Annotated in this window: 29 protein-coding genes, 1 other RNA gene and 2 pseudogenes; 12 read left to right on the plus strand and 20 right to left on the minus strand. The window is 22.8% G+C overall.

Annotated elements, in window-relative coordinates:
• Positions 1 to 467 precede the first annotated feature (467 nt).
• From JNO41_RS03680 to JNO41_RS03750, 15 genes and pseudogenes are all read right to left on the minus strand, one after another.
• The gene (locus JNO41_RS03680; RefSeq protein ID WP_432729504.1) at positions 468 to 2,078 is read right to left on the minus strand and encodes an AAA family ATPase; all 1,611 of its coding nucleotides are present in this window, start codon (positions 2,076 to 2,078) and stop codon (positions 468 to 470) included.
• Positions 2,032 to 2,418, minus strand: a complete 387-nt coding sequence (locus JNO41_RS03685) for a hypothetical protein (RefSeq protein WP_432729506.1) — start codon at positions 2,416 to 2,418, stop codon at positions 2,032 to 2,034. Before JNO41_RS03685 ends, JNO41_RS03680 begins: the two co-directional genes overlap by 47 nt.
• A gap of 92 nt (positions 2,419 to 2,510) precedes the next feature.
• The gene (locus tag JNO41_RS03690) at positions 2,511 to 2,684 is read right to left on the minus strand and encodes a hypothetical protein (protein ID WP_432729508.1); all 174 of its coding nucleotides are present in this window, start codon (positions 2,682 to 2,684) and stop codon (positions 2,511 to 2,513) included.
• Positions 2,685 to 2,708: 24 nt separating this feature from the next.
• Positions 2,709 to 3,605 (minus strand): hypothetical protein, encoded by an 897-nt coding sequence (locus JNO41_RS03695; protein ID WP_121463883.1) that lies wholly within the window; start codon positions 3,603 to 3,605, stop codon positions 2,709 to 2,711.
• On the minus strand, positions 3,606 to 4,187 hold the full coding sequence (locus JNO41_RS03700) for a hypothetical protein (protein WP_121463884.1): 582 nt from the start codon (positions 4,185 to 4,187) through the stop codon (positions 3,606 to 3,608).
• 47 nt (positions 4,188 to 4,234) lie between these two features.
• A complete protein-coding gene (locus JNO41_RS03705) occupies positions 4,235 to 4,399 on the minus strand; it encodes a hypothetical protein (RefSeq protein WP_161554973.1) in 165 nt (54 codons plus the stop codon).
• A gap of 41 nt (positions 4,400 to 4,440) precedes the next feature.
• Entirely contained in the window at positions 4,441 to 4,770 is a 330-nt protein-coding gene (locus JNO41_RS03710; RefSeq protein WP_121463885.1) for a hypothetical protein, read from the minus strand.
• Entirely contained in the window at positions 4,763 to 5,176 is a 414-nt protein-coding gene (locus JNO41_RS03715) for a hypothetical protein (protein ID WP_152031102.1), read from the minus strand. The genes JNO41_RS03710 and JNO41_RS03715 overlap by 8 nt, the downstream gene beginning before the upstream one ends.
• A 17-nt stretch (positions 5,177 to 5,193) precedes the next feature.
• On the minus strand, positions 5,194 to 5,370 hold the full coding sequence (locus tag JNO41_RS03720) for a hypothetical protein (protein WP_161554974.1): 177 nt from the start codon (positions 5,368 to 5,370) through the stop codon (positions 5,194 to 5,196).
• Between the two features lie 133 nt (positions 5,371 to 5,503).
• A pseudogene (locus JNO41_RS03725) lies at positions 5,504 to 5,776 on the minus strand (HU family DNA-binding protein); the annotation flags it as partial.
• Between the two features lie 78 nt (positions 5,777 to 5,854).
• Positions 5,855 to 6,109 (minus strand): hypothetical protein, encoded by a 255-nt coding sequence (locus JNO41_RS03730; protein WP_121463888.1) that lies wholly within the window; start codon positions 6,107 to 6,109, stop codon positions 5,855 to 5,857.
• Between the two features lie 36 nt (positions 6,110 to 6,145).
• Positions 6,146 to 6,319 (minus strand): hypothetical protein, encoded by a 174-nt coding sequence (locus JNO41_RS03735; protein ID WP_432729323.1) that lies wholly within the window; start codon positions 6,317 to 6,319, stop codon positions 6,146 to 6,148.
• Positions 6,319 to 6,762 (minus strand): lambda-exonuclease family protein, encoded by a 444-nt coding sequence (locus JNO41_RS03740; RefSeq protein ID WP_432729325.1) that lies wholly within the window; start codon positions 6,760 to 6,762, stop codon positions 6,319 to 6,321. Before JNO41_RS03740 ends, JNO41_RS03735 begins: the two co-directional genes overlap by 1 nt.
• Complete coding sequence (locus JNO41_RS03745; protein WP_121463890.1) at positions 6,759 to 7,622, minus strand: ATP-binding protein; 864 nt, start codon at positions 7,620 to 7,622, stop codon at positions 6,759 to 6,761. Before JNO41_RS03745 ends, JNO41_RS03740 begins: the two co-directional genes overlap by 4 nt.
• Positions 7,603 to 8,019: a hypothetical protein gene (locus JNO41_RS03750; RefSeq protein ID WP_121463891.1), complete on the minus strand. Its 417-nt coding sequence runs from the start codon at positions 8,017 to 8,019 to the stop codon at positions 7,603 to 7,605. Before JNO41_RS03750 ends, JNO41_RS03745 begins: the two co-directional genes overlap by 20 nt.
• Positions 8,020 to 8,143: 124 nt before the next feature.
• Here JNO41_RS03750 and JNO41_RS03755 point away from each other — a divergent pair, with 124 nt between their 5' ends.
• The 3 genes from JNO41_RS03755 (at position 8,144) to JNO41_RS03765 (ending at position 10,250) form a co-directional block, all read left to right on the plus strand.
• The gene (locus JNO41_RS03755) at positions 8,144 to 8,635 is read left to right on the plus strand and encodes a hypothetical protein (protein ID WP_121463892.1); all 492 of its coding nucleotides are present in this window, start codon (positions 8,144 to 8,146) and stop codon (positions 8,633 to 8,635) included.
• Positions 8,636 to 9,742: 1,107 nt separating this feature from the next.
• Positions 9,743 to 9,913, plus strand: a complete 171-nt coding sequence (locus JNO41_RS03760; RefSeq protein ID WP_121463893.1) for a DNA adenine methylase — start codon at positions 9,743 to 9,745, stop codon at positions 9,911 to 9,913.
• A 31-nt stretch (positions 9,914 to 9,944) separates the two neighbouring features.
• Complete coding sequence (locus JNO41_RS03765) at positions 9,945 to 10,250, plus strand: DNA adenine methylase (RefSeq protein WP_420885400.1); 306 nt, start codon at positions 9,945 to 9,947, stop codon at positions 10,248 to 10,250.
• A 509-nt stretch (positions 10,251 to 10,759) separates the two neighbouring features.
• Here JNO41_RS03765 and JNO41_RS03770 read toward each other — a convergent pair.
• Positions 10,760 to 11,755: a hypothetical protein gene (locus tag JNO41_RS03770; protein WP_121463894.1), complete on the minus strand. Its 996-nt coding sequence runs from the start codon at positions 11,753 to 11,755 to the stop codon at positions 10,760 to 10,762.
• A 1,357-nt stretch (positions 11,756 to 13,112) separates the two neighbouring features.
• Between JNO41_RS03770 and JNO41_RS03775 the strand changes: the two genes are divergently transcribed.
• The 9 genes from JNO41_RS03775 to JNO41_RS03815 all read left to right on the plus strand — a co-directional run bounded on the left by JNO41_RS03775 (position 13,113) and on the right by JNO41_RS03815 (position 21,449).
• A complete protein-coding gene (locus JNO41_RS03775) occupies positions 13,113 to 13,292 on the plus strand; it encodes a S4 domain-containing protein (RefSeq protein WP_432729511.1) in 180 nt (59 codons plus the stop codon).
• Positions 13,289 to 13,846, plus strand: coding sequence for a pseudouridine synthase (locus JNO41_RS03780; RefSeq protein WP_432729513.1), 558 nt, complete (start codon positions 13,289 to 13,291; stop codon positions 13,844 to 13,846). The genes JNO41_RS03775 and JNO41_RS03780 overlap by 4 nt, the downstream gene beginning before the upstream one ends.
• Before the next feature lie 636 nt (positions 13,847 to 14,482).
• A complete protein-coding gene (locus tag JNO41_RS03785) occupies positions 14,483 to 15,352 on the plus strand; it encodes an oligopeptide/dipeptide ABC transporter ATP-binding protein (protein ID WP_268876794.1) in 870 nt (289 codons plus the stop codon).
• Complete coding sequence (locus JNO41_RS03790; RefSeq protein WP_121463897.1) at positions 15,349 to 16,149, plus strand: ABC transporter ATP-binding protein; 801 nt, start codon at positions 15,349 to 15,351, stop codon at positions 16,147 to 16,149. Before JNO41_RS03785 ends, JNO41_RS03790 begins: the two co-directional genes overlap by 4 nt.
• An 88-nt stretch (positions 16,150 to 16,237) precedes the next feature.
• A complete protein-coding gene (locus JNO41_RS03795; protein ID WP_432729515.1) occupies positions 16,238 to 16,450 on the plus strand; it encodes a hypothetical protein in 213 nt (70 codons plus the stop codon).
• 131 nt (positions 16,451 to 16,581) lie between these two features.
• Positions 16,582 to 17,151 (plus strand): ABC transporter permease, encoded by a 570-nt coding sequence (locus JNO41_RS03800; protein ID WP_432729691.1) that lies wholly within the window; start codon positions 16,582 to 16,584, stop codon positions 17,149 to 17,151.
• 51 nt (positions 17,152 to 17,202) lie between these two features.
• Positions 17,203 to 18,060, plus strand: coding sequence for an ABC transporter permease (locus JNO41_RS03805; protein ID WP_121463899.1), 858 nt, complete (start codon positions 17,203 to 17,205; stop codon positions 18,058 to 18,060).
• A 30-nt stretch (positions 18,061 to 18,090) separates the two neighbouring features.
• Complete coding sequence (locus tag JNO41_RS03810) at positions 18,091 to 19,656, plus strand: ABC transporter substrate-binding protein (protein ID WP_161554975.1); 1,566 nt, start codon at positions 18,091 to 18,093, stop codon at positions 19,654 to 19,656.
• 227 nt (positions 19,657 to 19,883) lie between these two features.
• Positions 19,884 to 21,449, plus strand: a complete 1,566-nt coding sequence (locus JNO41_RS03815) for an ABC transporter substrate-binding protein (protein WP_121463901.1) — start codon at positions 19,884 to 19,886, stop codon at positions 21,447 to 21,449.
• A 102-nt stretch (positions 21,450 to 21,551) separates the two neighbouring features.
• Here the strand turns inward: JNO41_RS03815 and rsmG are convergent, their stop codons facing one another.
• The 4 genes and pseudogenes from rsmG to ffs form a co-directional block, all read right to left on the minus strand.
• Positions 21,552 to 22,166, minus strand: coding sequence for a 16S rRNA (guanine(527)-N(7))-methyltransferase RsmG (gene rsmG / locus JNO41_RS03820; RefSeq protein ID WP_121464249.1), 615 nt, complete (start codon positions 22,164 to 22,166; stop codon positions 21,552 to 21,554).
• A pseudogene (mnmG, locus tag JNO41_RS03825) lies at positions 22,156 to 24,008 on the minus strand (tRNA uridine-5-carboxymethylaminomethyl(34) synthesis enzyme MnmG). The gene rsmG and the pseudogene mnmG overlap by 11 nt, the downstream one beginning before the upstream one ends.
• A gap of 60 nt (positions 24,009 to 24,068) precedes the next feature.
• Positions 24,069 to 24,713 (minus strand): hypothetical protein, encoded by a 645-nt coding sequence (locus JNO41_RS03830; RefSeq protein ID WP_121463903.1) that lies wholly within the window; start codon positions 24,711 to 24,713, stop codon positions 24,069 to 24,071.
• A gap of 49 nt (positions 24,714 to 24,762) precedes the next feature.
• Positions 24,763 to 24,858: signal recognition particle sRNA small type (ffs, locus tag JNO41_RS03835), an RNA gene on the minus strand.
• Positions 24,859 to 24,872 lie beyond the last annotated feature (14 nt).

The following is a 24,872-nucleotide window of genomic DNA, read 5'->3' on the forward strand; positions in this document are numbered from 1 at the left end:
ATAAATAACAAAATAATTAAAAATGGCGGAATGTTCGGTCTAATTTTAAGATATCATCAAAAATGACAGCTTTAAAGGTGTCTATTCTTTATTAAAAAGTATCTAGTAATAGTATTCTACTTAAAATTAAAAAAAATGTCTTATTTAAGTTATTTTGCCTCTCATAGAGAGAATTTATAGTTTATTTTAACCTCTATTTTATTGTTTCTAAATTTTTTATGAAAATTAAATTAAATTTTTTTGTTTTGGCTGAATATTTTTTTCAATGAGGTATTCAAAAAGAAAACCAACAAGTCAAGCCCTCATTATTATTTGAGAGCGTTTTGTTGGTTTTCTTTTTGATATTTAAAATGGTAAAACCACAAAAAGCCTCTATTCTCTTTTAAATCAAAAATCTTTTTTTATTATAAAGGAATTTTTGATTAAAAGTTGTTTTTTTTCATCTCTCTTTTTGTGGTAAATTGTTTTTATTTTTCTTTGGTATTCATTTTCTCTGTATATAAAGTAATATATTGTTTTTTTGGATTAAAGTGAAGGTAGTAAGTAGCGTTTCTACCTTTTTCCCATCTTTTATTTTGTTGTAAAGGACATCGAACTTCATTGACGTAAAAGTCTTTATCTTCTTCTAATAAATATTTAGGACCTTTGTATTTCATTTGGATAGTGTCGTCGATACTGATAAAAGAATTGTTAAATTTAGAATCTTCCTTACTTAAACTATCTATATCAAACTGTGAACATACAAAATAACTCATTTCACTACCTCCAAGACCTTTATAAGGAGGCATTTTATTTGTATAATACCAATTATTGAAAGGTTCTCTAATAAAAGGCGCTAAATCTTTAGGAATTTTATCTTTGTATTGACATTGATCGAAACCGTTGAAACGACTCAAAATATAAGTTTTTTGAATAGGTGTCTTATCTTTATTTGGTTCTAAATATTTTAAAGTTCCTTGTTTCCATTCTTTATATTGATCTTCGCATTCTTTACGATAAGCTAAGATTTCTCCTTTAGTTTTCTTAATTCCTAAAAGATTATCTAAGGCTTCATCTAAATCAGAAGATAACATGACTTCATGATTTTGATTTTCAAAGGCGAAACGGTCATAATTCGTAGCCGCTTCCGTTACTAATTTAACCCAATCACGATTGGATAAAGTTTTCTCTTTGATTTCTATATTTATTTTATGTTTTTGAGCTTCTTCTTGAGCTTCTTTTTGAGCTTCTTCTTGAGCTTCATTATTAATTTTTTCTAAATGCTTATAAGCTCTTGTCACTAAACTTTCTAAATGATTAACAGCGTGATAACTTAAACGATAATTATTTTTTAACATAAACCATTTTAAAAAACCAGGTGTTTCTTCTTTTTTAAAAGAATCTATTTTAATTTCTTTTTGAAAACGACTTCTTAAAGCGCCGTCAATTTGTTCTAAATGGTTAGTACCACCCATTAAAATAATTTTTTTATCAGTTCTTTTAAAACCATCTAATTTTAATAATAAATTATTAATAATGTTTTTAGAAGTTTGATTAGCGTTTTTATCTTCACGATTCGCTAACCCACTAATTTCATCAATGAAGATAATTGTTTTCTCATGGGATTCAGCTTCGGCCCAAATCTTTTCTAATTCTTCATTACCTTCTCCGACATAGGTTTTATCAAATTGAGAAGGATCGACAGAAATATAATGAGCGTCTACTTCACCGCTTAATGCTTCCATTAAATGACTTTTTCCTGTTCCAGGAGGTCCATATAATAAAATACCCATGGGTTTTAAATTCCGATAACCAATAATATGTTTTTTGGCATTAAAATAATGAATAATATTAGCGAATTGTTCTTTTTCTTCTTCCATACCATAAACATCTTGAAATGTTTTTTTCTTTTTCTTTTCTTCTAGAGGCGTATTTTCTTTGAAAGCTTTCATTTCTCTTTCAATTTTTTTAATTCTTTGATCAAAAGATAATAATTGTTGATCTAAAAATAATTGATATTTTTTTAATTTTTTAATTTCTTCATCATTATTTTCATTTTGAATTAATAAACTTTGAATTTGTTTTTTTTTCCGCTTCATTATAATTCATGGCCTCAGTTAAAAGATTAATTTCTTCTTCAAAGTCTTTTAATTGAGTTACTTGAGTGAAAACTTTTTTTTGTTCCTTAATAGTTGTTTCATTTTCAGTTTTCTTTTGATGCAACGCTTTTCTTTCTTCGATTAAAGTCAAAGTTGCTTGATTTAATTGGTCTTTCTTAGTTTGAATGTCGGCATGTTGACTTTTTAAATCTTTCATTTTTTGTTCTAAAATTTTTTTCTCATCAACCGATAATAATTCTTTTTTAAGTTCTTCTTCTTGAGTTTGAATTGCTTTTTGTAAATAACCTAGTTGAACCATATAATCTCTTAATTGACCCATTTTTAAACGGATTTCTTCTGATAAAAGCTTATCTTGAGTATTAATTTGTTCTGCTTCATTTATTTTTTGTTGATTTTCCGCTTCTAAATCTTTTAATCTTTTTCTAACAAAGATAAAGTTTCTTGATTTTCAACATTATTAAGAGGAGATGTATTCTTGTTAGTAACAACCTTGTTAGTATTTAACCCATAATAAAGACTCAATCCTATAATTAAAAAACTTAAAAAAATTAAAAAACTAAAATAAATTTTTTTCATAAGAGTCATATAAAGCCTCCTTTCTTTTTTGAATTATTCATCGACATCATAATATAAAGTTCGATGTTGTCCTGTTCTTTTCTCATATAAATCAATTTTTTTTAAAGATTTAATATGATTAGTATTCCATAAAACGCCTTCTTGTTCGTAATTATAAAAAGGAAATTTTAATTTAAAATCATAATTAAAGATGACGAAAGGTTCTTTAATTTTTTGATTAATCGGATAAACACCAAAAATCTTATCTTTTTGAATATCTTTAATAACGATTTTATCGATTGCCAAATAACTTGGTCCTCCAAAATTAGTTCCTTTATCATAAATAATTTCTAAATGGTAATTTTCAGGAATAAAAGGTATTGGTTGGGGAGAATAAGGTTTATTCATACTCCAAAAGAAATATAAATGAGAAGCTCCATTACCCATGTTCTTTAAATCTTCTAAAGTATACTTATCATTTTGACCCTCTCTACTTCCTCCTTCAAAATAAGCTAATAAAAATTTTTCAGGAGGAGGTTCTTTAATCCGAAAATTAAAAGATACTTGGTTATCAATATCAGAAGTATTATATAAAGCATAACTAAAATGAGTTTCAAATTTTTTATAAGGAAAAAAATATTTTAACCAACCCAAAACTTCTTTCATCCCTGTATTTTCACCTAAATAAACATCATAAACTTCTAAATGTTCTAAGTGTTCTTTTTTAATAGGTATAACGGATTGATAATAAAAACGATCAATTTCTGAAGAAGCTGGTTGAAAATTATTGTTTAAAAGTATTTCTTTTTCTTTTGAAATCTCAGAAAATACAGTTTTTGGAGATATTATTTTTTCTTGAGGAGATAAATAATAATAAGCAATTCCAATGCCTAAATAAAAACAGAAACATAAACTATAAAGAGACAACCAAAAAGAAAATTTGTTTTTCAATTAATTTAAAGTTTCTAATTGTTGTTGACAAATTTCTTTATGTTTGATAAAAAGTTGTTTTAAAGCTTCATCTTTTTCCATTTCTATGTCCTCTGTTAAAGCTTCAATTTTATTTTTTAATTGCATTTTAGTAATTAAATTATTAATTTCTTGATTGATTTCTATTATACGTTTTTCAATTTCTGTTTGTTTGGTTTCTAAAGGAGTTTTATCGGCAGGAGTTAAATTAGGTTTTTTTAATTTTTCTTTTAAATCTTTTAAAATATCATTTTGTAATTCATCTTTTTCAGTGAATAATTTTTGTTTTTCTTTTAAAGCTAAAAATTCTTTTTCTTTAGTTAATTTTTTTTCCGCCAGCTGATGTTTTTTAGCTAAAGAAGTTTCCTTTTTAACTTCATTTTCTTTTAATTCTTTTTCACATTCTTGAATATCAGTTTCTAAATGATTCATATAAGTTTGAAAAGTAATGAAATTTTTTAAATTTGTTTGTTTTTCTTGTTGTTTTTTCATAATTTGTTCTAAATTATTTTTAGTTTCAGGAGTTAAATTTTCTTTGTTTAATTCTTCTTGGAGAGTTTTCATTTTAATTTCTAAAGAAGTTAAATCCTTATTTTCTTGTTGACAAGGTATTATAAGATATTCGTTTCTATTTGAGGTTTGGTCGTCATGTAAAAATAACTTCCTAAAACGATAATTAAAAGACTACAAACACCTAAAAGGATGAATGAACCTTTTTTAGATATTCTTATTCTTTTTCTTTTCAGAGTATTATTGTTAATGTTTTGGATTGCCATATTTTTTTCTTTTTTTCCTTTACTTTTATTTATTTAATTATTTAATAACTTTTGTTTTCATGATTAATTACAGATAAATGATTATGGGCTTCTTTTTCCAGAATGATATCTTTTTTCAATTTCTCATTTTCTTTCTCTTTTTCATGTGGGTTAATATGAAGGTTTTTAATAGTTAATGATAAATCTTTTAATTGTTTATCTTTTTGATTAATTATTTTTTCAATGTCTTTTAAAAGATTTTTGTTTTTTATTTCAGGATGAGGACGATAGATTTTATTATCTAACCATTTAAGAATAAATAAATTAAAAACGCTGCCAAGAATAAACCCGAATGCAAAAGCTAAACCAATCATAAAAGACCAATTATTCATTCGCTTCTTCCTCCTCTCTTTCTTCCTGAAAAGGAGTTTTCTTGATCCTTATTTTCTTTTCTAATTTGATTATTTTGGCTGCTAATTTTTCTTTCTTTTGTTCTAATAATTGTTTTTTTAATTCCATTTTATCTTGTTTCTTTAATAATTTAGTAATGTTTTCTTGATAATAATGAACTGCTTTTTTTGGTTTGAAGAAACCTATCACAAACATTATTGGAAAAGATAAAATATTTTTTACTAAAAGAAAAAGAGGTTTAAAACCAATTAAAAAACTGGTAACTAAAATATTAGTGGCGATAAAATCTAATCTGCGATTTAAAATTTCCGCTACTGTAAACCCATGAAACCAATCTTTCATAAAAGTAAACATACCAAAAAAAGGAGTTAATAAAAGCCACATCATTAATTGTTTCCTTTGACTTATTTAATTTTTTTTAACAGTGATTGAATTTGTTCTACAATTAAATAATTTGTATTATTCACTTTTGGAGACAATATGTTTTTATTGTTTTTTGTTTTAGCTTTTTTTGGATTAGTTGTTTTTTTGTTTCGAATGTTCTTTGTTTTTGTTTTATGGTTTTTTTTAATAAAAGGCATTTTTTCCTTCTTTCTTTTTAACTTTTCCGCTTTATAAAAGAATATAAAGTCAAAAAGGAGATTTTTTTTAGTTTAAAAAAACCTTATATTCTTTTATAAAGCGGAAAAGTTAAATTATTTTGATTTATTTAAATTAAGTTAATTTAATTTTTTTAACCGCTTGTTTTAAAGTATTTGAAATTTTAAATTTGACAACTGTAGATTCAGGATAATAAATTTTTTTTCCTTTAACATTTGTTAATTTTCCAGCGGGCTGAGTTTTTAAGACAAATCTTCCTAAACCTACTGACAAAATTACTTTTGAATAGTTAGTAATCGCTTTGGTTAATTCTTGTTCGAAGATGTTATAAAAAGCTTCTGTTTCGGTAATGGTAACTCTACCTTCTTTAGCTATTTGTGTAATTAAATCAGCTTTCGTAAAACAAAATTTTTATTCTTTTTTTGGATAATGTTTTTTATTTTTTTTGTTTTTAATAGACATGGTTTAATTCCTTTTTTCTTTTCTTTTTCTTTTTTGTTTAAAATCTAGATTAAAAATTTGTATATAAGTTTGATAATCATATTCTTCGGTTTCCTGTAATATACGTTTATCATTATATTTATATTCGAATACTTTAGTTATTTTATTATTGTTGTATAAAAATTTTTTTAAAAGTAAGCTTTCAAAATAAAAATTCTCTTCTTTTTTAATAGTGTTTTGGTTATCTTCAAAAATAATTTCTAACATTGGCCCTATCATAATTTATTTTCAACTCCTTTTATTTTTATTATTTTCTTATTTATATTTTGTTTTGTGTTTGTCATCTTTAATCTTCTTTTCTGCTTTCATTAATGTTTGATATTGTTGTAAAATTTTTTGATATTCCTGAGCTTTAATTTTCATCTCTTCAATAAAAGAAGATTTTAAAAATACTTCTTGGAGATAATGTTCTTGAGGATTAAAGTACACTAAAAAAAAGGCACTTTTACTTTCGGAACAAAATAACCCACATTGGATTTGAGCCCAATAATAAGAAGGTATAATGTCTTTTTCAAAAAATCTTTCCATGAAGAACTATTTTTATCCAAAGGACATTTTATTTCTAACATCGTCTCACTTTCTGCATGATATCCATCTAACGAAGCGGAAAAAATATCTCTGGTAAATACTGCGGGTTTATAATTTCTTTTTGTTTTCACTGAAAAAAATAAATTCGCTTTTGGTTCGGTTTTTTTACCATGTTCCATCGCGGGATTAGAAATAAAGGAACTACCAAATAATTTTTTTTTAATTAAGTCTTCTTTGGTTTCGTAAGGATTGAGACCCATAATGGTTCCTATTTCAGAAGCGTTCACAAAATTTTTACGATGTTGAAACCAGGCCCAACTATTCTGTTTTAAATTAATTTTCATTTTAAAACTCCTTTTTGAGATTGATTTAAATTATTATGAGTCAAATCTAAATTATAAAATTGGCACATTTTTTTGAGTTTATTAATGATACGAAGGGCTTTTAGAATTTGATTATTATCATTAGTAATTTTTAAATGTTCTGACAATTGTGAAGGATTTAAATTACTACTAATAAAAGTAATTAATCCTTTTTCTTGACGAGCGTTTAAAAGAGGATATAAAATATCATCGCGAAAATAAATGCTTAAATTTTCCGCTCCCAAATCATCTAAGAATAAATAAGGAATATTTCTTAAATGATCCATTTTGTTATTTAATTCTTCATCAAACCATCCTGGCTTAAATTGTCTAGGTAAATCTGGAAGGAAAAGAAACAAAAAATCTTTTTTTTCTTTAAGAAAATATTGCATTATTAATTTAAAGAAAAATGTTTTACCAGTATTAAAATCGCCATAAAGATATAAACTAGGTTTTGTTTGTTCACTTTCGAAATAATTCCAATATTTTTTAATAATCTTGTTATTTGTAAAATTGGCTATATTCATCGTTTTTAATTTTTCTAAATTCAAACTTTGATTAAATAAAGAATGGATTTTTTGAAGCTTATTTTGAAAATGATAAAATATAATTTGATCTGTCTCTTTATAAAACATCTGCATATATGATTTCTTTTTTAAAATCAATTGATAACCAAAAGGTGTTTCTTTTTTAGCTTTTAAATATTTTCCGATAGTGATTAAATCTTCTTCATGATAATCTTTACCATAAACCCAACCTTTTAATTCAAGTGAAGTTTTGATTTTATTTTTAATTTCTTCTTGATAAGAAAGAATGATTTGATTATTTTGTGTTTTTGTCATCAGATATCATTATCTCTCCAAAAAGTTTTTTTCGGTTTCTTTCAATTAAATCATCCCAACCATCTTCTTGAGGTGCTTCTCCAAAAACTTGTTGATATAATTTTTCATTTAAAGCGACCATTGTATTTATTTCAGGTTCTTGTTTTAAATATAAAATTTTCTTTTGAAGATCAAAAGTATATTTCTTAGTCATTTGTAAATTCATTTGAATTTTAAAAGGTGGACTTTTTATTTTTTTCAAAATTACCAGTATTTCATAAAGGTCAGCATAATTAAGATATAAAGTTTGGTTATTCACGTTATAATTAGTTTTTTGATTAAATAAACGAATTTTAAAATAATTTTGTTGAATTAAAAAATTAATGATTTCTTTTAAACCATATAAATATTTATTCATTTTTGAAATCTCCTTTTTCAGTTTGACTTATTTCGAAACAAAAAAAATAAGTCAAACTATTTTTTTAATAAATAGTTGACTTATTTTAACTTTCCAACTGGTTCCATTTTAGTGAAGCGGGACAATGCCGAATATTTATAGTGCACGAACATCCACAGCTAACGCACAAGAAAACACAGCTCAGGCACAAGCAAAAACAGCTTTGGCACAAAAATACACAGTTATGGCACAAAGATACAACACAGCTTACACAACTAATGTACAAAGTTACACAACTAATGCAAAAGGATACACAGCTATAGCACAAGAAAACACAGCTAACGCACAAAGAGCTCTCCAACAAGCCAAAACAAACAAAGAACCATTATTTACTTTAACAACACAAGAAATAACCAAAACAACAGGGCCAAATAAAGAAACCCAAAAAACCCTTTTATATAACATAGACTACAACCTTAAAGACTTTGTAGACTATATAAACAAATTAGATTTAACAAAAGACCCAAATAAAGAACATTTAGAAAAAATAAGAAAATTTATAAATGATTACGCTTTTACTAAATATTCAGTCGCAAATCTTGATAATCATATAGACATAAACGAAAATCTATTATAAATAAACACAAAAGAAATATAACAACATAAGGAGGACACCCATTGACAATCAAGGGACTAAAAAATAAAAGGTAGCTATATTTTAGTACCCCCCATTTTAAAAAAATTAGAATTATTTAAAAATATAAAAAGGTAGCAATATTTTTAAATAAAAGTTATTAACCCCTTGTCTGCATTCTAAAATGTGGGCTCTACTTGTAGCTAAAAATGACATATAAAATGACATATAAAACAATACAAAAATAATACAAAAACAATATCAAAAAAGATATAAAATAATTCAAAAATAATACCTTTTATATCCCAAAAGACATTCAAATATGGTATAATTTATATGAATTAAATTAAATTTAAAGCAATTTTTTTTATTAATTCCATTCGCTCTTTCTTATTATTTAGTATTATTTTTTTCTCCTATGTTTTTGAATAAAATTACTTATTTCCGTGTACGCGTTCAATGTTTGTTTTTTTCATTATAAATAATGCTTTAAATGTCTTTCTATACGTCTTTTTTTTAAAATAAGAACGTGGCCGTGTATTAACTTATCCCATTTTCTATTTAAAAAAATAAAATTTTTTTTAAAATAGGGGAGAAAAGGGATTTTTAAAATCAAATCCAATCCAAAATCAGTTTTTTTATTGTTAACATTTTATTTTTTTAAATAGAAAAGAAAAAAAACATTTAATAATAGGGATTTTTAAAATCAAATCCAATCAAAAAATCACATTTTTTTTTTTTTTTCAATTTTATTGTTGAAAAAAATAATTTTTATGTTATAGTTAATACATAAAATAAATAATTTAAGTTTTTTCAATTTTAGTAATTTTGAAAAAGGTTTAAATTATTAAAGCGCTACCTTTAAAGATTGGCAAACTTTTCTCAAATTACCAAAAGAATAACAAGACCAAAAAACTAACGATAGCATGCAAAACAAAATTATTTTCATTACTCGTAATATCAAATTAGCACAACAATTACTTGATGATAAGAATTACGAAATCGACAAACTTGAAAATAAAAAATAATAACTTTAATCATAAAGAATTAGATTAACCTCTAATTCTTTTTTTTATTATACAAATCCAAAAAGAAAGGAAGGTGAGCCTAATGAACAAAACCAAAATTAAACCATTTGTCAAATGGTCTGGAGATAAAACACAATTATTAAATTTTTTAAACATCATCATGGATATTGAATATAAAACATATTACGAACCATTTCTTGGTGGCGGTAGCGTCTTTTTAGATTTATTACCTTCCAAAGCTGTCCATTTCTGATATTAATGAAGAACTAATAACAGCATGGAAAATTTTAAAAACCAATTCTGATGATGTCCTCCAATTATTAAAAGAATATGTCGAAAAACTAAATAACGAAAAAGAAGCCTTTTATTATCAATTACGTAATGAAAACATTACTTTATTAGATGATATCCATAAAACTGCAAGATTTCTTTTTCTCAATAAAACTTGTTTCAATGGACTTTATCGTGTCAATTCCAAAAATCAATTTAATACTCCTTTTAACAAGAAAACTAATATTTCATTATCTAACATTATGAATCAAAATAATTTAAAAGAATTTATCTCTTTTTTAAACAACAATGTTATGTAATCTAATCGCGAACATTGAAAATTTTTTCAATAATTGTAGAAATTAATTCAATATATATTTTTGTGTTTGCATGTTGATAATTTATCTTCATTTCTTCTCCTTTGATTCCAAGTTTTGACAATAAAAAAAGTCAAACTCAAATTTTAGCTTTTTGAGCTGTACTTTTAGCGGTAATTTGGATTATTACGTTTATTTTTGACTTTGGTAATCAAAAAAAATCAAAACAAAATAAAACAAATCTTGAATAAATAAACGTTTAAACAGTGATGTTTCAAGGATTCCGCGAAAATAGGTATTAAATTAACAGCCGTATGTTTGGAAACTTGCTCGTACAGTCATGTGTGAGACCATATATAATAGATGCGAATCAAAACGCATATGATTTATCACGATCATTATAACACTAAGCAAAAAAATGTTTAAATAAATTTAATAAAAATTAATTTTTGGTGAAGCTATTATGAACCTAAGAAATCAAAAAAATACCTTAATTAATATTAAATTCTTATTTATTTTATTTTTTCAACGAAATAATTTACAATACGTATGATAATCACTAAAATTGCTAAGAATATCATCACAAAGGCTTCAAATAAAAACCAAACTAAAAGCCATTCGCATTTTTTAGGTATTTTCTGTTCAATAAAACGATCTAGTTGATTTAAAGTATTAATCCAAACTAAGCTATATAATATCAAATAAAATAACGATTCTAATAATCCTAAAAGTAAAACAATTAGATTATTACTACTTAAGATATAAGATAAAAAAGATGTAGCAGAAAAAAAACTAATGATAAATAGTTTTTTTAGCCAAATATGAAATTTCGTGTTAACTTTTATTTTATTAGCTCTATATAAATAACTTACAAAAAAAATCACTATAAAGCTTATCAAAAAAGGTAACAAAACAAATAATAATAAAAAATATTTTAAAATGATTTGTGATAAATTCGATTTTACAAATTGAGTTGTTAATAACTTATATTCTACAAGATAAAGGCAAGCAAAATATACTCCCCATGCAATAGCCAAAAAGAGCGAAAATAATAAGCAAATCCAACTAGAAAAAAAATATACATCTACAAAACAATAAAACAAAAAACGTATGAAATAAAATAAAAATATAACGACTATTGTTAAAAACCAAATATTACATAATTTATCCTTTTGACAAGAAAGCAAAAAGTAAATAGCAATATTTGTCGATAAGATGAGAATGCCAATCAAGCTATATAACCTATAAAAAACACTTTTATGAGATATAACGGTCTTTGATTTATTTTTTTGAAAAATATTTTCTTTTGATTGATTAATTTTATCAATGTTTTTATGAATAAATTTATTTTGTTTTTGATCGTAATGGTTATTAATATAAGTTTTGAAATTTTGTTTATAAAACTTATTTGAAGGATTGATCATAAAATCCAAATATTTAGTTTTTATAATGATATATAAAGCAAGACAACCAACAACAAAATTAATCCCTAAATAATAATAATTCATTTTTTTAATTTACCACAACCACAATAAACAGTTAAGTTTTTTTGGGGTTCCATTTCTAGACCGTGTTTTGGTTGAATCAAATTTATCAGCATATGAGTAGAATTAGTAAAGTTAACTTTGGAGAAGACCCGGAATAAACGTTTTTTCAAAATTACCATCAAAAGCAATTCTCAAAAACTAATTACTAATATTATAAATTATTTTTTTTATTTGTCAACATAAAAAACATAAAAAATTAAATTTTTTTTATTTTGTGCGCGCTGGCTTCAAAAACCGCCTAAAATAGGTTATTTTTTTTCAAAAAATATTTAATAAAAATATTTAAAAATATTTAATTTTTGTAAAGCGGCTTAACCACCTAAAAACGTTATTTTTTACAAATAATATATTAAATTTTTAAAAAATCGCCTAAAATATATTATTTTTTTAAAAAAATATATTAATAAAAAAAAATAATATCTTACATCTTATATCTTATTTTATCAAATACTCTAAAAAGTAAGATGTAAGATTTTAAATTTTTTTTTATTTTTAAATTTAAATATATAAAAAAAAAAAAAAGATCTTACATCTTATATATCTAGTTATTAAAATTAAATTATTATAATGATTTTTTTTATTTAGTCAACCTTTAAAAGTCATTTTTTAAATATTTTTAAAGATACGTATTTAAGGGCATAAAAAAAAAAGACCGAAAAAAACCTGTTCGAAACAAGCTATATATGGGGTGGCGCGTTTTTTAATATTTTATCCTCATAAAATATTAAGCGTAGCCGTGCTGGGTTGCATAATTAATCGGCGATGAATAACCGTTATTTGGTCTCCACACAGTCAAGAAATGATATCATCAGTTAATTTTAAAAATAATATTTTACAAAACATTATAGTATTTATTGTTTGTTTGATTTTTTACAGCATACCAATATACATCTATTTTAAAATAACTTAAAAATAAAAAAATAAAATCTTACATCTTATATTTTATTTTATTAGATATTCTAAAAAGTAAGATGTAAGATTTTATTTTTTTAAATATATAAATATTTTTTTAAAAAAATAAAGTATTTTAGGCAGTTTTTCGAATCGTTTTCAAAAATTAAAAAAAATTAATTTTTTATGTTTTTTTATGTTAACAAATAAAAAAAATAGTTTATAATTTTAATAATAATTAGTTTTTGAAAATTGCTTTTGATGGTAATTTTGAAAAAATGTTTATTTCGGGATACCCCAATTAAAAACAATACATCATAAAATAATAGTAATTTTAATAAATAATTTTAAACTAAATTTTATATTTATAAATATAATTAAAAAATCTCAATTCTTTAATATTTAAAATAACAATAAAGGAAAATAGATGGAAAAATTCCAAAGATTACAAAAAATTTTATCTCAAGCAAATATATCTTCCAGAAGAGATGCTGAAAAGATGATTTTATCTGGAAAAATTAAAGTAAATGGAAAAATTATTTCTAAATTAGGAGTTAAAGTTAGTACATCTGATATTATTTTAGTAGATGGGCGAAAAATTTTTTGAGCCCTTTAGTTTATTTTTTACTATACAAACCTAAAGGTTATTTAACAACTGTTCGAGACGATCGTCAAAGAAAAACAGTTTTAAATTTATTAAAGTCGCAAGATTTAAACAACCGAGTTTATCCTGTAGGAAGATTAGATTTTTTAACTGAAGGATTATTATTATTAACAAACGATGGTCCTTTAACACATAAATTAACTCATCCTACTTCTTTAATTCCTAAAGAATATCACGTTAAAGTTAATCAAAATTTATCCTCTCGAGATCTAATTTTTTTAAAAAAAGGAGTTTTGATTGATGATAATTATCTAGCTATTCCAAAATTAGTTGCTTGGCTTAAACCTTCTTATCATAAAGAAAAAAATTTATGGTTAAAAATTATTATCACTGAAGGAAAAAATAGACAAATCAGAAAAATGATTTCCGCTTTAGGATTAAAAGTAATCAAATTAATACGTTATCGATATTCTTTTTTAACTTTAGAAAAAATAAAACTAGGTGAATATCGTGTTTTAAAACAAAAAGAAATTAATCAATTAAAATCATTAGAATAAAAAATAATCTTTCTTAAAAAACATTTAAAATAAAAATTATAATAATTCAGATTCTTTTCCATCTTTAATAAAATAATATTAAAAAAAATAATAATCTTTTTATATATTTTTAATTTAATTTTAAATTTTTTTTAATAATAATTTCATCTTTTGTCTTTTTATAAATTACTTAAAAAATCTTAATATAAAAATTAACTTGCGAGTTAATCTTTTTTTATAAATATAATTTCGTTTAATAACAAAATATTTTGAAAAAATTTCAAAATTAAATAAAAAATAATTTTTTTAAATTATAATGATATATAATTTTATTAGTTTTTCGATTAATAAATATTACAAATTTTAATTAAAATTTTTTAATTAATTATATATTTTTTTATTATTATCTTAAATATTGCTTAAACAAATAATTTAATTTTTTTAATTATTAATAAACAATAATTTTTTAGTATAATAAATTTAATATTTTTTTAATAGTTTTTTATTTAAAAAATTAAAAAAATATATAACAATAGGAAGAGATAGGTATAAGAAATTAATAAACAAGTTATAATTAATCTCCAAAATTTATCAAAAGATTTTTTAATTCAAAAAAAATTTTTTCAAAAAGCTCAATTTTTAAAAGCTAATCAAAATATTGATTTATCGATCTTTAAAGGCGAAACTTTATCTTTAGTAGGAAGTTCAGGTTCAGGAAAATCAACCTTAGGACAATTAATTTTACAACTTCAAACGCCTACTTCCGGAAATGTTTTTTATCATCAAGATTCAACAAACCAAATTAATTTAACAAAATTAAATAATAAACAAAAACGTTTATTAAGAAAAGATCTTCAAATTATTTTTCAAGATCCTTTTTCATCCTTAAATACTTTATTAAAAATTTCTGATATCATTGGCGAAGGGCTTCTAATTCATAAAATGGCTAAAAATAAAAAAGACCCTTTATATAAACAAAAAATTTTAGATATTATGAGTAAATGCCAAATTGATAAATCTCTTTATCACCGTTATCCAACGCAATTATCAGGAGGTCAAAGACAAAGAATAGCTATCGCTAGAACATTAATTATCGAACCTAAGTTTATTGTTTGTGACGAAATTGTTTCAGCGTTAGATGTTTCGACACAAGTTAAAATTCTTGAACTTTTGAATGATTTAAAAAAAGATTTTCAATTAACTGTTTTATTTATTACTCATGATTTAGGAGTAGCTAGCTATTTAAGTGATCGAATATGTGTAATGTATTTAGGGAATATAGTAGAATTAGCGCCTAAAGAACAAATTTTAAAAAATCCTTGTCATCCTTATACAAAACAAATTTTAAACGCTATTCCACAATTAAATGCGAAAGAAAAAACAGAACATAAAATTTTTTATCAAACTCCAGATTTTGAATTTTTATTTCATCAAAATAAAAAAGATTTAGATTGGTTTGAAATCGAGCCTCAACATTTTATAAGATGTACTTTAAAAAATGAATTAAAAAAAGAGAAACACAAATGAGTCTATTAAAAATTGAAAATTTACATACTTATTTCGAAACTCCGCAAGGATTAGTAAAAGCAGTTAAAGGAATTTCTTTTGAATTACAAAAAGGAAAAACTTTAGGTATAGTGGGAGAATCAGGAAGTGGAAAAAGTCAAACAGCTATTGCTATTTTAAAATTATTAAATAATAATTCTAAAGTGCATTATAAAGGTAAAATTTTTTTTAATGAAGAAGAAATTTCTAAATATAACCAAAAAAAAATGGAAAAAATTCGCGGAAATGAAATAGCTATGATTTTTCAGGATGCTATGTCTAGTTTAAATCCTGTTTTTAAAATAAAAGACCAAATTATGGAAATTTTAAAATTACATAAAAAAATTAGTGTTCAAGAAGGTGAAAAAAAAATTTTTGAAATTTTAAATAAAGTTCAAATAAATGATATTCCTAGAGTTATGAATTCTTATCCTCATCAATTATCAGGCGGAATGTGTCAAAGAATAATGATCTCGATGGCTTTAATATGCGAACCAAAACTTTTGATTGCTGATGAACCAACTACAGCTTTAGATGTTATAATTCAACAAGAAATTTTGAATTTAATTAATAATTTACAAAAAGAAATTAAAACATCTATTTTATTTATTACTCATGATTTAGGTGTTATATCTCAAATGGTTGACGATGTTATAGTTATGTATAAAGGAGAAATCGTTGAAAAAGGTTCTATCAAAGAAATTTTGACAAAACCTAAACATGATTACACTAAATCTTTGTTAAATGATTTTTTAAAAACAAAATTTCAAAATTACTAAAAAATATTATTTACAAAGATGATTAAAATATAATTTATACATTATATAGATAAATCAAAAAATATTTTAGAAAAGAGAACATATATGCATGTCTTTAATAAATTTTATTTATAAAAAAACTTTATATGTTTTATTAATTTTAATAACTGTTATATTAACAAGTTTTTTTATTGTTCGATTAATAGGAGATCCGATTAAAGCAGCTTTTGGCCAAAAAGGACCTACACCAGAACAAAGAAAAATTTTAGAAGAAGAATTAGGATTAGACAAAAGTTTAAGCGAACAATTAAAATATATTTAGAAAACATATTAAAATTTAATTTTGGTAAATCTTATAAATATAAAACTAAAACATTAGAACTTTTTTGGAATGGCTTTAAAATAACTTTATTATTAACTATTACTAGTTGTATTTTTGGTTCTATAATAGGTATTTGTTTCGGATCTTTATCCGCTTTATGGAAAAATACTAAAAAAAATTTTTTATTAGAATTTATTTTTCTTTTTTTCTCATCAACTCCTACTTTTATTATCGGTTTTATTTTGCAATATTTTTTAGCTTATAAACTAGATTTATTTACAATATCAGATTCTTATTGTTTAGCTATTTTAACTTTATCTTTAATTGTTAGTAGCCGTATATTTAAAATAACCAATAATAATATGATTGAATCACTAAAACAACCTTATATTGTAACAGCTTATGCTAAAGGGTTGTCGACACAAACAGTCGTTTTTAAACATGCTTTAAAAAATGCTTTAATTCCTATATTAGCTAATATTGGTTTGATTTTCGTCTCTTTAATTGGAGGGACTGTAATTACAGAATTTGTATTTGGTTTAAATGGTATAGGAAAATTAACAATTCAAGCTTTTGAAGATAGAGATTTTCCTATTATTCAATGTTGTATTATTTTATTAGCTATTTTTATTTCTATTTTTAATTTATTGTTAGATTCCGTTTATTTTTGGTTAAATCCTAAAATAAATCAAAAAAAATAAAAATATCCTACGACAAAAAAATTAGAAAGAAAGAAAATTTTAAAATTAATAATGAAAAATATAAATTGCTTAATAAATTCTTTTAAACAAAAAACCAAAATTTTAAAAGATAAAAATATTTTATTCGGTCTTTTATTTTTGACTATTTTGTCTTTTTGTGTTTTATTTCGTTCTAAATTTTTTCCAGATCCTTATGTTTCTTCAGGTAACGAAACATTTCAAAGTTATAGTCCTAAACATTGGATGGGAACTGATGCGACAGGTTATGATATATTTAGTCGTGTGTTAGAAGGATCTAAAATTTCTTTACAAATAAGTTTTATAACAATAATTATAAGTAGTTTTATAGGTTGTTTATTAGGAATTATAGCTGGTTATTTTAGAGGTTTTTTTGAAAATATAATTATTTTTATATGTGATTTTTTAACTATTTTCCCTGATATTATATTAGCTATTTTAATTATGTTATGTTTTAAAAAACAAACCACAGCAACTCTTGTTATTGTATTATGTGTTTTATATATTCCGGATTATATTCGTATTATAAGGGTTAATACTTTAACAATTAAACAAAAAGATTTTATTAAAGCTTCTAAAGCTTTGGGTTCGAATGATATTCGAATTATTCAAAAACATATTTTACCAAATCTTTTAAGTAATTTAATAACTAAAATGATATTAAATATGTCTAATGTTATTTTAGTTATTTCAGGATTTGGTTTTATAGGTTTAGGTTTGAATAGAACTAAAGCTGAATGGGGTAACATTTTATATTCTTCTAAAGATTATATTATGAGCTATCCTCATTTATTTTATGGACCTTTTATTATTATTTTTTTAACTATCTTTTCTTTTAATTTAATAGGTAAGGGTTTAATTAATTATTTTGAAAAGGATCAAAAAAATTAAATTTTTAAATTATTTAAAAAGGCAATGATTATGATAAAAAAAGAAAAAATTAAAAATTTTTTAACTAATAAAAATTTTATAATTAGTTTTATATGTCTATTAATTATAATATTAGTATTAGGAGTATATTTCTTTCAAAAAGAAAAATTTGATATAGTTTTCGCGTTCCATTCAGATATAAGTGGATTTGACACTTGTGACAAAAAAAGTACAACAACATCATATGGTGATATTTATTTTAATTTAGTACATGATAAACTTTTGATACTAGACGAACAAGGCAACTTAAAACCTCAATTATTAAAAAACTACGACAAACAAGGAGTAAATATTAATTGCGAATTAAAAGATAATATTTTATTTCATAATGGTGATAAAATGACAGCTGATGATGTTGTTTTTACAATCCAAAGAGGAAAAACACAAAAACATGATCAATTTTTAGAAATAGCAGACATCCAAAAAACAGGTAATCTAACATTTAAAATTAAATTAAAAGAAGATATTTTATGGTGGCATTTCCCTTTTACTCAAATGATTAGAATAATTAATAAAAAAGCAACTGAAAAAAACCAATCAGAAGGAGTAAAAATAGGAGCTGGACCTTATAAATTAAAAAAATATAATCCGAATAAAGACTTACAATTGGAACTTTTCGAAAAATATCATGATAAAGATATAATCAAAGATTCACCTAAAAAAATTCAAATAAAAATATCCAAAGATGAAAATACTCTTTTCCAAGAATTAGAAAAAAAACAAATCAATGCGATACTTTTTTACTCAAGAGACAAAATTAACAAATTAAATGAAGATTTAAAAAAAGATAAATATAAAAATATTAAAATATTAGAAAACGAAACAGCTAGCCAAAATTATATTTATTTTAATAAACAAAAACTGACAAAAAAAGTACGTCAAATCATTTCAAAATCTTTAGATATACAAAAAATAATCGATGAATTAAAATTACCAGGAAAAATTGCAAAAAATTCTCTTCACAATAAATTAATAGGACACAATCCTAATATAAATTATCATAATCCTAATATAGAAGAAGCTAAAAGAGAGTTTCGAACATTAACAGAATCCGAAAATAAAACATTAAAAATAGCTACCAGTTTAAAAACGCCATTTATAAACAAAATAATAGAACAATTAGAACATGTAGGTTTTACAATAATTTTAGAAGAACCAGATTTTAATACAATAATCGCAAATGCAGCGCAAGGAAAAAATTCACCTTATGATTTTATTTTTTTATCAGAAAATTTTGAAATGAATTTCGGTCATAAATTTATTGAAGATTATTTTATGTCAAACAACAACGAATGTAATTTTTGTGGCATTGATAATGCTGATAAAAGTAGCATCCAAGATAAATTAGAAAAAGCTAAAAAGAAAACTGAAGAAACAGAATATAAATCACTATTATTCGAAATAGAACAATATTTATATGATAATCATTATTTATTTCCATTAATGACAGGCAAATCATTTATTTTAGTTAATAAAGAAATAGAAAAAGGTTTTGAACAAAATGCATTTAGTAGATTTTTTAATATGAGATCAATTAAAATAAAAAAAGATAAATAACAATTAATTTAATTATCAAATTTTAAAAATACGAATTACTTTTTAAATAATTAATATTACAAAGTTATAATTCTAGATATATCTTTAGATTCTAATAATATTCGAATTATCAAAAAAATATTTTACTAATCTTTTAAGCAATTTAATAAAAAAATAATATTAAATATGTCTAATGTTATTTTAGTTATTTCAGTATTTGTTTTTATCAGTTTAGGAAGGAAATAATTATGATAAAAAAAGAAAAAATTAAAAATTTTTTAACTAATAAAAATTTTATAATTAGTTCTATTATATTTCTATTAATTATAATATTATTATTAGGAATATATTTCTTTAAAAAAGAAAAATTTGATATAGTTTTCGCCTTCAATTCAGATATAAATGGATTTGATACTTGTGACACAAAAAGTACACAATTATTAAATGGTGATATTTATTTTAATTTAGTACATGATAAACTTTTGATACTAGACGAACAAGGCAACTTAAAACCTCAATTATTAAAAAACTACGACAAACAAGGAGTAAATATTAATTGCGAATTAAAAGATAATATTTTCTTTCATAATGGTGATAAAATGACAGCTGATGATGTTGTTTTTACAATCCAAAGAGGAAAAACACAAAAACATGATCAATTTTTAGAAATAGCAGACATCGAAAAAACAGGTAATCTAACATTTAAAATTACATTAAAAGAAGATACTTTATATTGGAGTTTTTCTTTTACTCAAATGATTAGAATAATTAATAAAAAAGCAACTGAAAAAAACCAATCAGAAGGAGTAAAAATAGGAGCTGGACCTTATAAATTAAAAAAATATAATCCGAATAAAGACTTACAATTGGAACTTTTCGAAAAATATCATGATAAAGATATAATCAAAGATTCACCTAAAAAAATTCAAATAAAAATATCCAAAGATGAAAATACTCTTTTCCAAGAATTAGAAAAAAAACAAATCAATGCGATACTTTTACACCCAAAAGAAAAAATTAACAAATTAAATGAAGATTTAGCAAAAGATAAATATAAAAATATTAAAATATTAGAAAACAAAATAGCTGCTCACAGTTATATTTATTTTAATAAACAAAAACTGACAAATCAAGTACGTCAAATCATTTCAAAATCTTTAGATATACAAAAAATAATCAATGAATTAAATTTATCTCAAGCTGAAATCGCAAAATCTTATCTTCATAAAAACTTGTTAGGTCATAATCCTAATATAAATTATCATCATCCTAATATAGAAGAAGCTCAAAAAGAATTTAAAACATTAACAGAAAAACAGAAAACATTAACAATAGCTACCTTTTTAAAAACACCCATTATAGAAAAAATAATAGAACAATTAAGAAATGTTGGTTTCCAAATAGATTTAAAAGAACCCGATAAAAGCACAATGATCACAAATGCAGCGCAAGGAAAAAATTCACCTTATGATTTTATTTTTTTATCAGAATATTTCGAAATGAAATACGGTCATAAAGCTATCGAAGATTATTTTATGTCAAACAACAACGAATGTAATTTTTGTGGCATTGATAATGCTGATAAAAGTAGCATCCAAGATAAATTAGAAAAAGCTAAAAAGAAAACTGAAGAAACAGAATATAAATCACTATTATTCGAAATAGAACAATATTTATATGATAATCATTATTTATTTCCGTTAATAACAGAAAAATCATTTATTTTAGTTAATAAAGAAATAGAAAAAGGTTTTGAACAAGATGCATTTAGTAGATTTTTTAATATGAGATCAATTAAAATTAAAAAAAGATAAATAACAATTAATTTAATTATCAAATTAAAAAATCCGAATTACTTATTTAAAAAGTAATTCGGATTTTTTTATTAATAAATATTAAAATTAAAAAAATAATTTTTATTTTTTTTGAAATAATAAATTAACTCTTTTGCCATATTCTTCAGGTAATTGTAAAAAAAATTTATTTTTTAATTCAAATTGATACATTTGTGTTATATCTTGAAATTCTTCTTTATAATTAGGACCTTTCATTGCCATAAAATAACTCTTATCTTTAGTAACAAAAGAAGCTAATTTTAAAATTAAATTTAATTTTCCTAAAGCTCTCGCGATAACAAAATCATATTTATTCTTATGCTTTTCAATTTTTTCTTTAAAAACAAAAACATTTGTTAAATGTAAATGTTTAATTAATAATTCTAAAAAATTAATTTTTTTTAAAGAAGAATCAATTAAAAAAACTTTTAAATTAGGATATAAAATTTTTAAAGGAATGCCAGGAAACCCCGCACCTGTTCCTAAATCACATAAACTGTTTATTTGTTCAAAATTAAAAGTTTTAGAAATTAATAAAGAATCATAAAAATGTTTAAAATAAATATCTTTTGGATTCGTTAAAGAAGTTAAATTAGTTTTTTTATTATAATGAGTTAAAAATAAATAATATTCTTGAAATTGATTTAATTGAAAATCGCTTAAAGCAAAATCTTTTTTTAATCTATCAAAAGGCATTTTTATATTTTCGTAAATAAACATTTAAAATAGATATATCTACAGGATTAACTCCTGAAATTCTTGATGCTTGACCTAAATTATTAGGTTTAATTAATGTTAATTTTTCTTTAGCTTCCATAGATAAATTATTAATCTTATTATAATCAATTTCTGAAGGTATTTTTCTTATCTCTAAATTTAAATTTTTTTGAACTTCTTTTTCTGCTTTCAAAATATAATCTTCATATTTAATTTGTATTTCTGCTTGTTCTAAAACTTCTTGATCATATTTTTTATCAATAAAAAATCTATAATATTAATATTCAATTCTGTTCTTTTTAATAATTTATACAAAGTACTTTTTTCTTTAATTGAAGAATTAATTTTTTCTAAAAAACTTAAATTTTTTTCATTAGGAAATACAATAAAATTTTTTAATTCTTCTTTTAAATTTTCAATATCAGAACGTTTCTTTTCCACTTTATTATAAATTTTTTTGTCTATCAATCCTATTTGATATCCATAAGGAGTTAATCTTAAATCAGCATTATCATGTCTTAAAAATAAACGAAATTCAGATCTAGAAGTTAACAAACGATAAGGTTCTGAAACTCCTTTATTAATCAAATCATCAATTAAAACTCCAATGTAAGCTTCATTTCTTTTTAAAATTAAACTTTCTTTATTTTCGATTTTCAGACTAGCATTTATTCCGGCAATTAAACCCTGACAAGCTGCCTCTTCGTAACCACTAGTTCCGTTGATCTGGCCAGCAAAAAATAAATTTTCAATTTTTTTTGTTTCTAAATTATAATTCAGTTGATTAGGGTTAAAAGCATCATATTCAATAGCATAAGCATATTTAGTAATCACTGCTTTTTCTAATGCAGGAATTGTTTTTAAAATTTTTTCTTGAACTTCTTCAGGCATACTTGTAGAAAGACCTTGAAGATACATTTCATCTAATTCTAAACTTTCTGGTTCAATAAAAATTTGATGACTTTCTTTATCGCAAAAACGAACAATTTTATCTTCAATAGAAGGACAATAACGCGGACCTTTTCCTTCTACATATCCTCCGTACATAGCTGATTTTTTTAAATTTATTTTTATTAATTCATGAGTTTCTTTATTAGTATGTATTAAAAAACAAGGCTCTTGAATACCTAAATCTTTAATAACAGAAGGAGAACTAAAAGTTTGTAAAATATTATCTCCTAATTGAATTTTTGATTTACTATAATCAATAGTATCTTTTTTAACTCTCGGAGGTGTTCCTGTTTTTAAACGAATAATTTCAAAACCATATTTCTTTAACTGTTCGCTAATACTATAAGTAGTAGGTGTATTATTAGGTCCTGAACTAATTTTATTTTTTCCAATTAAGATTTTACTAGCTAAATAAGTTCCTGTCGTTAAAATAACTGTCTTGCTATTAATAACAGTACCGTCTTTTAATTTAACTCCATACACTTTATTATCTTCTATAATTAAATTATCAACAAAACCTTCTAATAAAGTTAAATTAGATGTCTTTTTTAAAATTTCCAAAACAATTTTAGGATATTTTATTTTATCTATTTGCGCTCTTAAACTTCTAACAGCCGGCCCTTTAGAAGTATTCAGCATTTTCATTTGAATTTGTGATAAATCAGCTGCTTTTCCCATTATCCCACCCAAAGCATCTATTTCTCTAACGACAACACCTTTAGCTGGTCCTCCAATAGAAGGATTACATGGTAAAAAAGCTATTTGTCTTAAATTGACTGTGATTAAAACTGTTTTATGATTTTTAGCCAAAGCTAAAGCAGCTTCGACGCCTGCATGACCACCACCAATAACAATACCTTCAAAAATCATTTATGTTTTTATTTCTCCTTTTTTTATAAAAAACCTTGTTAAAAAAAATAAAATTAAAAATTATTTTTCTTTTTCATCAAAAAATTCAGAAGAAAACATTCTTTGTTGTTTTGAAATATTTTCAAAAACTTCGACGCCTAAAAAAGATTTAATATTTTTCATTGTTTCTTTTAATAATTTTGTTTTATAATTTTGAAAAAAATCTCTTTGTTTAACTTTTGTATAAAAAAACAAAAAAACAAAATTTAAAATAAAAATAATAAAAAAAATTAAATATTGATATTCTTTTAAAAAAGAAATTTCTTTAAAATAAAAAAAATAAATAAGAAATAAAGAAAAAAAAATGCTTAAAAAATAATATAAAAAATTTTTTCTAATTATTTTATAACGTTTATATAATAATTTTTGAAGAAAATTCATATAAATAATATTAATTTCTTTTTGATATAAAATTTCAAATTTGGAATAATAACTTTCATCAACTAAAACTCTATATAAATCATCAACTATACTCCAAACAACATATTGTTTCATATCTAAAAAATAAGAATTATATTCACTTTGTTTTAAAAAGAAAAATTCAATTTTTTTCTCTTCTCCATTTATATCATATATTTCACAACGAAAAGGTTCCCCAGAAATAGAATTAAAAATAAAAGGAAAAAGTTTTAATTTACTTCTTTTATTTTTAAAAAAATTCTTCATTTTCTTAATTTTCCCTAATTTTTTATTTTCTTATTATTTAAAAAAATCTTCTTAAAAATCACCAATCACATAAAATTAAAACTTATGGCTGCTCCAACCAAGTTCTGACCAGATTCATCTTAATTTCATTGAATGGTGATTTTTAAAAAGATTTTTTTA

This window comes from 'Prunus avium' virescence phytoplasma, assembly GCF_050916135.1.
Taxonomy (GTDB): domain Bacteria; phylum Bacillota_I; class Bacilli_A; order Acholeplasmatales; family Acholeplasmataceae; genus Phytoplasma; species Phytoplasma ziziphi.

What these genes read in the sequence shown, in the direction of transcription:
- JNO41_RS03720 (WP_161554974.1), bottom strand. Translation starts at nt 5,370, where the DNA reads ATGCCTTTTATTAAAAAAAACCATAAAACAAAAACAAAGAACATTCGA.
- JNO41_RS03700 (WP_121463884.1), bottom strand. Translation starts at nt 4,187, where the DNA reads ATGAAAACTCTCCAAGAAGAATTAAACAAAGAAAATTTAACTCCTGAA.
- rsmG (WP_121464249.1), bottom strand. Translation starts at nt 22,166, where the DNA reads ATGCCTTTTGATAGATTAAAAAAAGATTTTGCTTTAAGCGATTTTCAA.
- JNO41_RS03770 (WP_121463894.1), bottom strand. Translation starts at nt 11,755, where the DNA reads ATGAATTATTATTATTTAGGGATTAATTTTGTTGTTGGTTGTCTTGCT.
- JNO41_RS03715 (WP_152031102.1), bottom strand. Translation starts at nt 5,176, where the DNA reads ATGATGTGGCTTTTATTAACTCCTTTTTTTGGTATGTTTACTTTTATG.
- JNO41_RS03745 (WP_121463890.1), bottom strand. Translation starts at nt 7,622, where the DNA reads ATGACAAAAACACAAAATAATCAAATCATTCTTTCTTATCAAGAAGAA.
- JNO41_RS03705 (WP_161554973.1), bottom strand. Translation starts at nt 4,399, where the DNA reads ATGGCAATCCAAAACATTAACAATAATACTCTGAAAAGAAAAAGAATA.
- JNO41_RS03685 (WP_432729506.1), bottom strand. Translation starts at nt 2,418, where the DNA reads ATGGGTCAATTAAGAGATTATATGGTTCAACTAGGTTATTTACAAAAA.
- JNO41_RS03790 (WP_121463897.1), top strand. Translation starts at nt 15,349, where the DNA reads ATGAGTCTATTAAAAATTGAAAATTTACATACTTATTTCGAAACTCCG.
- JNO41_RS03730 (WP_121463888.1), bottom strand. Translation starts at nt 6,109, where the DNA reads ATGATAGGGCCAATGTTAGAAATTATTTTTGAAGATAACCAAAACACT.
- JNO41_RS03755 (WP_121463892.1), top strand. Translation starts at nt 8,144, where the DNA reads ATGCCGAATATTTATAGTGCACGAACATCCACAGCTAACGCACAAGAA.
- JNO41_RS03830 (WP_121463903.1), bottom strand. Translation starts at nt 24,713, where the DNA reads ATGAAGAATTTTTTTAAAAATAAAAGAAGTAAATTAAAACTTTTTCCT.
- JNO41_RS03710 (WP_121463885.1), bottom strand. Translation starts at nt 4,770, where the DNA reads ATGAATAATTGGTCTTTTATGATTGGTTTAGCTTTTGCATTCGGGTTT.
- JNO41_RS03775 (WP_432729511.1), top strand. Translation starts at nt 13,113, where the DNA reads ATGGAAAAATTCCAAAGATTACAAAAAATTTTATCTCAAGCAAATATA.
- JNO41_RS03815 (WP_121463901.1), top strand. Translation starts at nt 19,884, where the DNA reads ATGATAAAAAAAGAAAAAATTAAAAATTTTTTAACTAATAAAAATTTT.
- JNO41_RS03760 (WP_121463893.1), top strand. Translation starts at nt 9,743, where the DNA reads ATGAACAAAACCAAAATTAAACCATTTGTCAAATGGTCTGGAGATAAA.
- JNO41_RS03750 (WP_121463891.1), bottom strand. Translation starts at nt 8,019, where the DNA reads ATGAATAAATATTTATATGGTTTAAAAGAAATCATTAATTTTTTAATT.
- JNO41_RS03690 (WP_432729508.1), bottom strand. Translation starts at nt 2,684, where the DNA reads ATGACTCTTATGAAAAAAATTTATTTTAGTTTTTTAATTTTTTTAAGT.
- JNO41_RS03810 (WP_161554975.1), top strand. Translation starts at nt 18,091, where the DNA reads ATGATAAAAAAAGAAAAAATTAAAAATTTTTTAACTAATAAAAATTTT.
- JNO41_RS03740 (WP_432729325.1), bottom strand. Translation starts at nt 6,762, where the DNA reads ATGAAAATTAATTTAAAACAGAATAGTTGGGCCTGGTTTCAACATCGT.
- JNO41_RS03805 (WP_121463899.1), top strand. Translation starts at nt 17,203, where the DNA reads ATGAAAAATATAAATTGCTTAATAAATTCTTTTAAACAAAAAACCAAA.
- JNO41_RS03795 (WP_432729515.1), top strand. Translation starts at nt 16,238, where the DNA reads ATGTCTTTAATAAATTTTATTTATAAAAAAACTTTATATGTTTTATTA.
- JNO41_RS03680 (WP_432729504.1), bottom strand. Translation starts at nt 2,078, where the DNA reads ATGAAGCGGAAAAAAAAACAAATTCAAAGTTTATTAATTCAAAATGAA.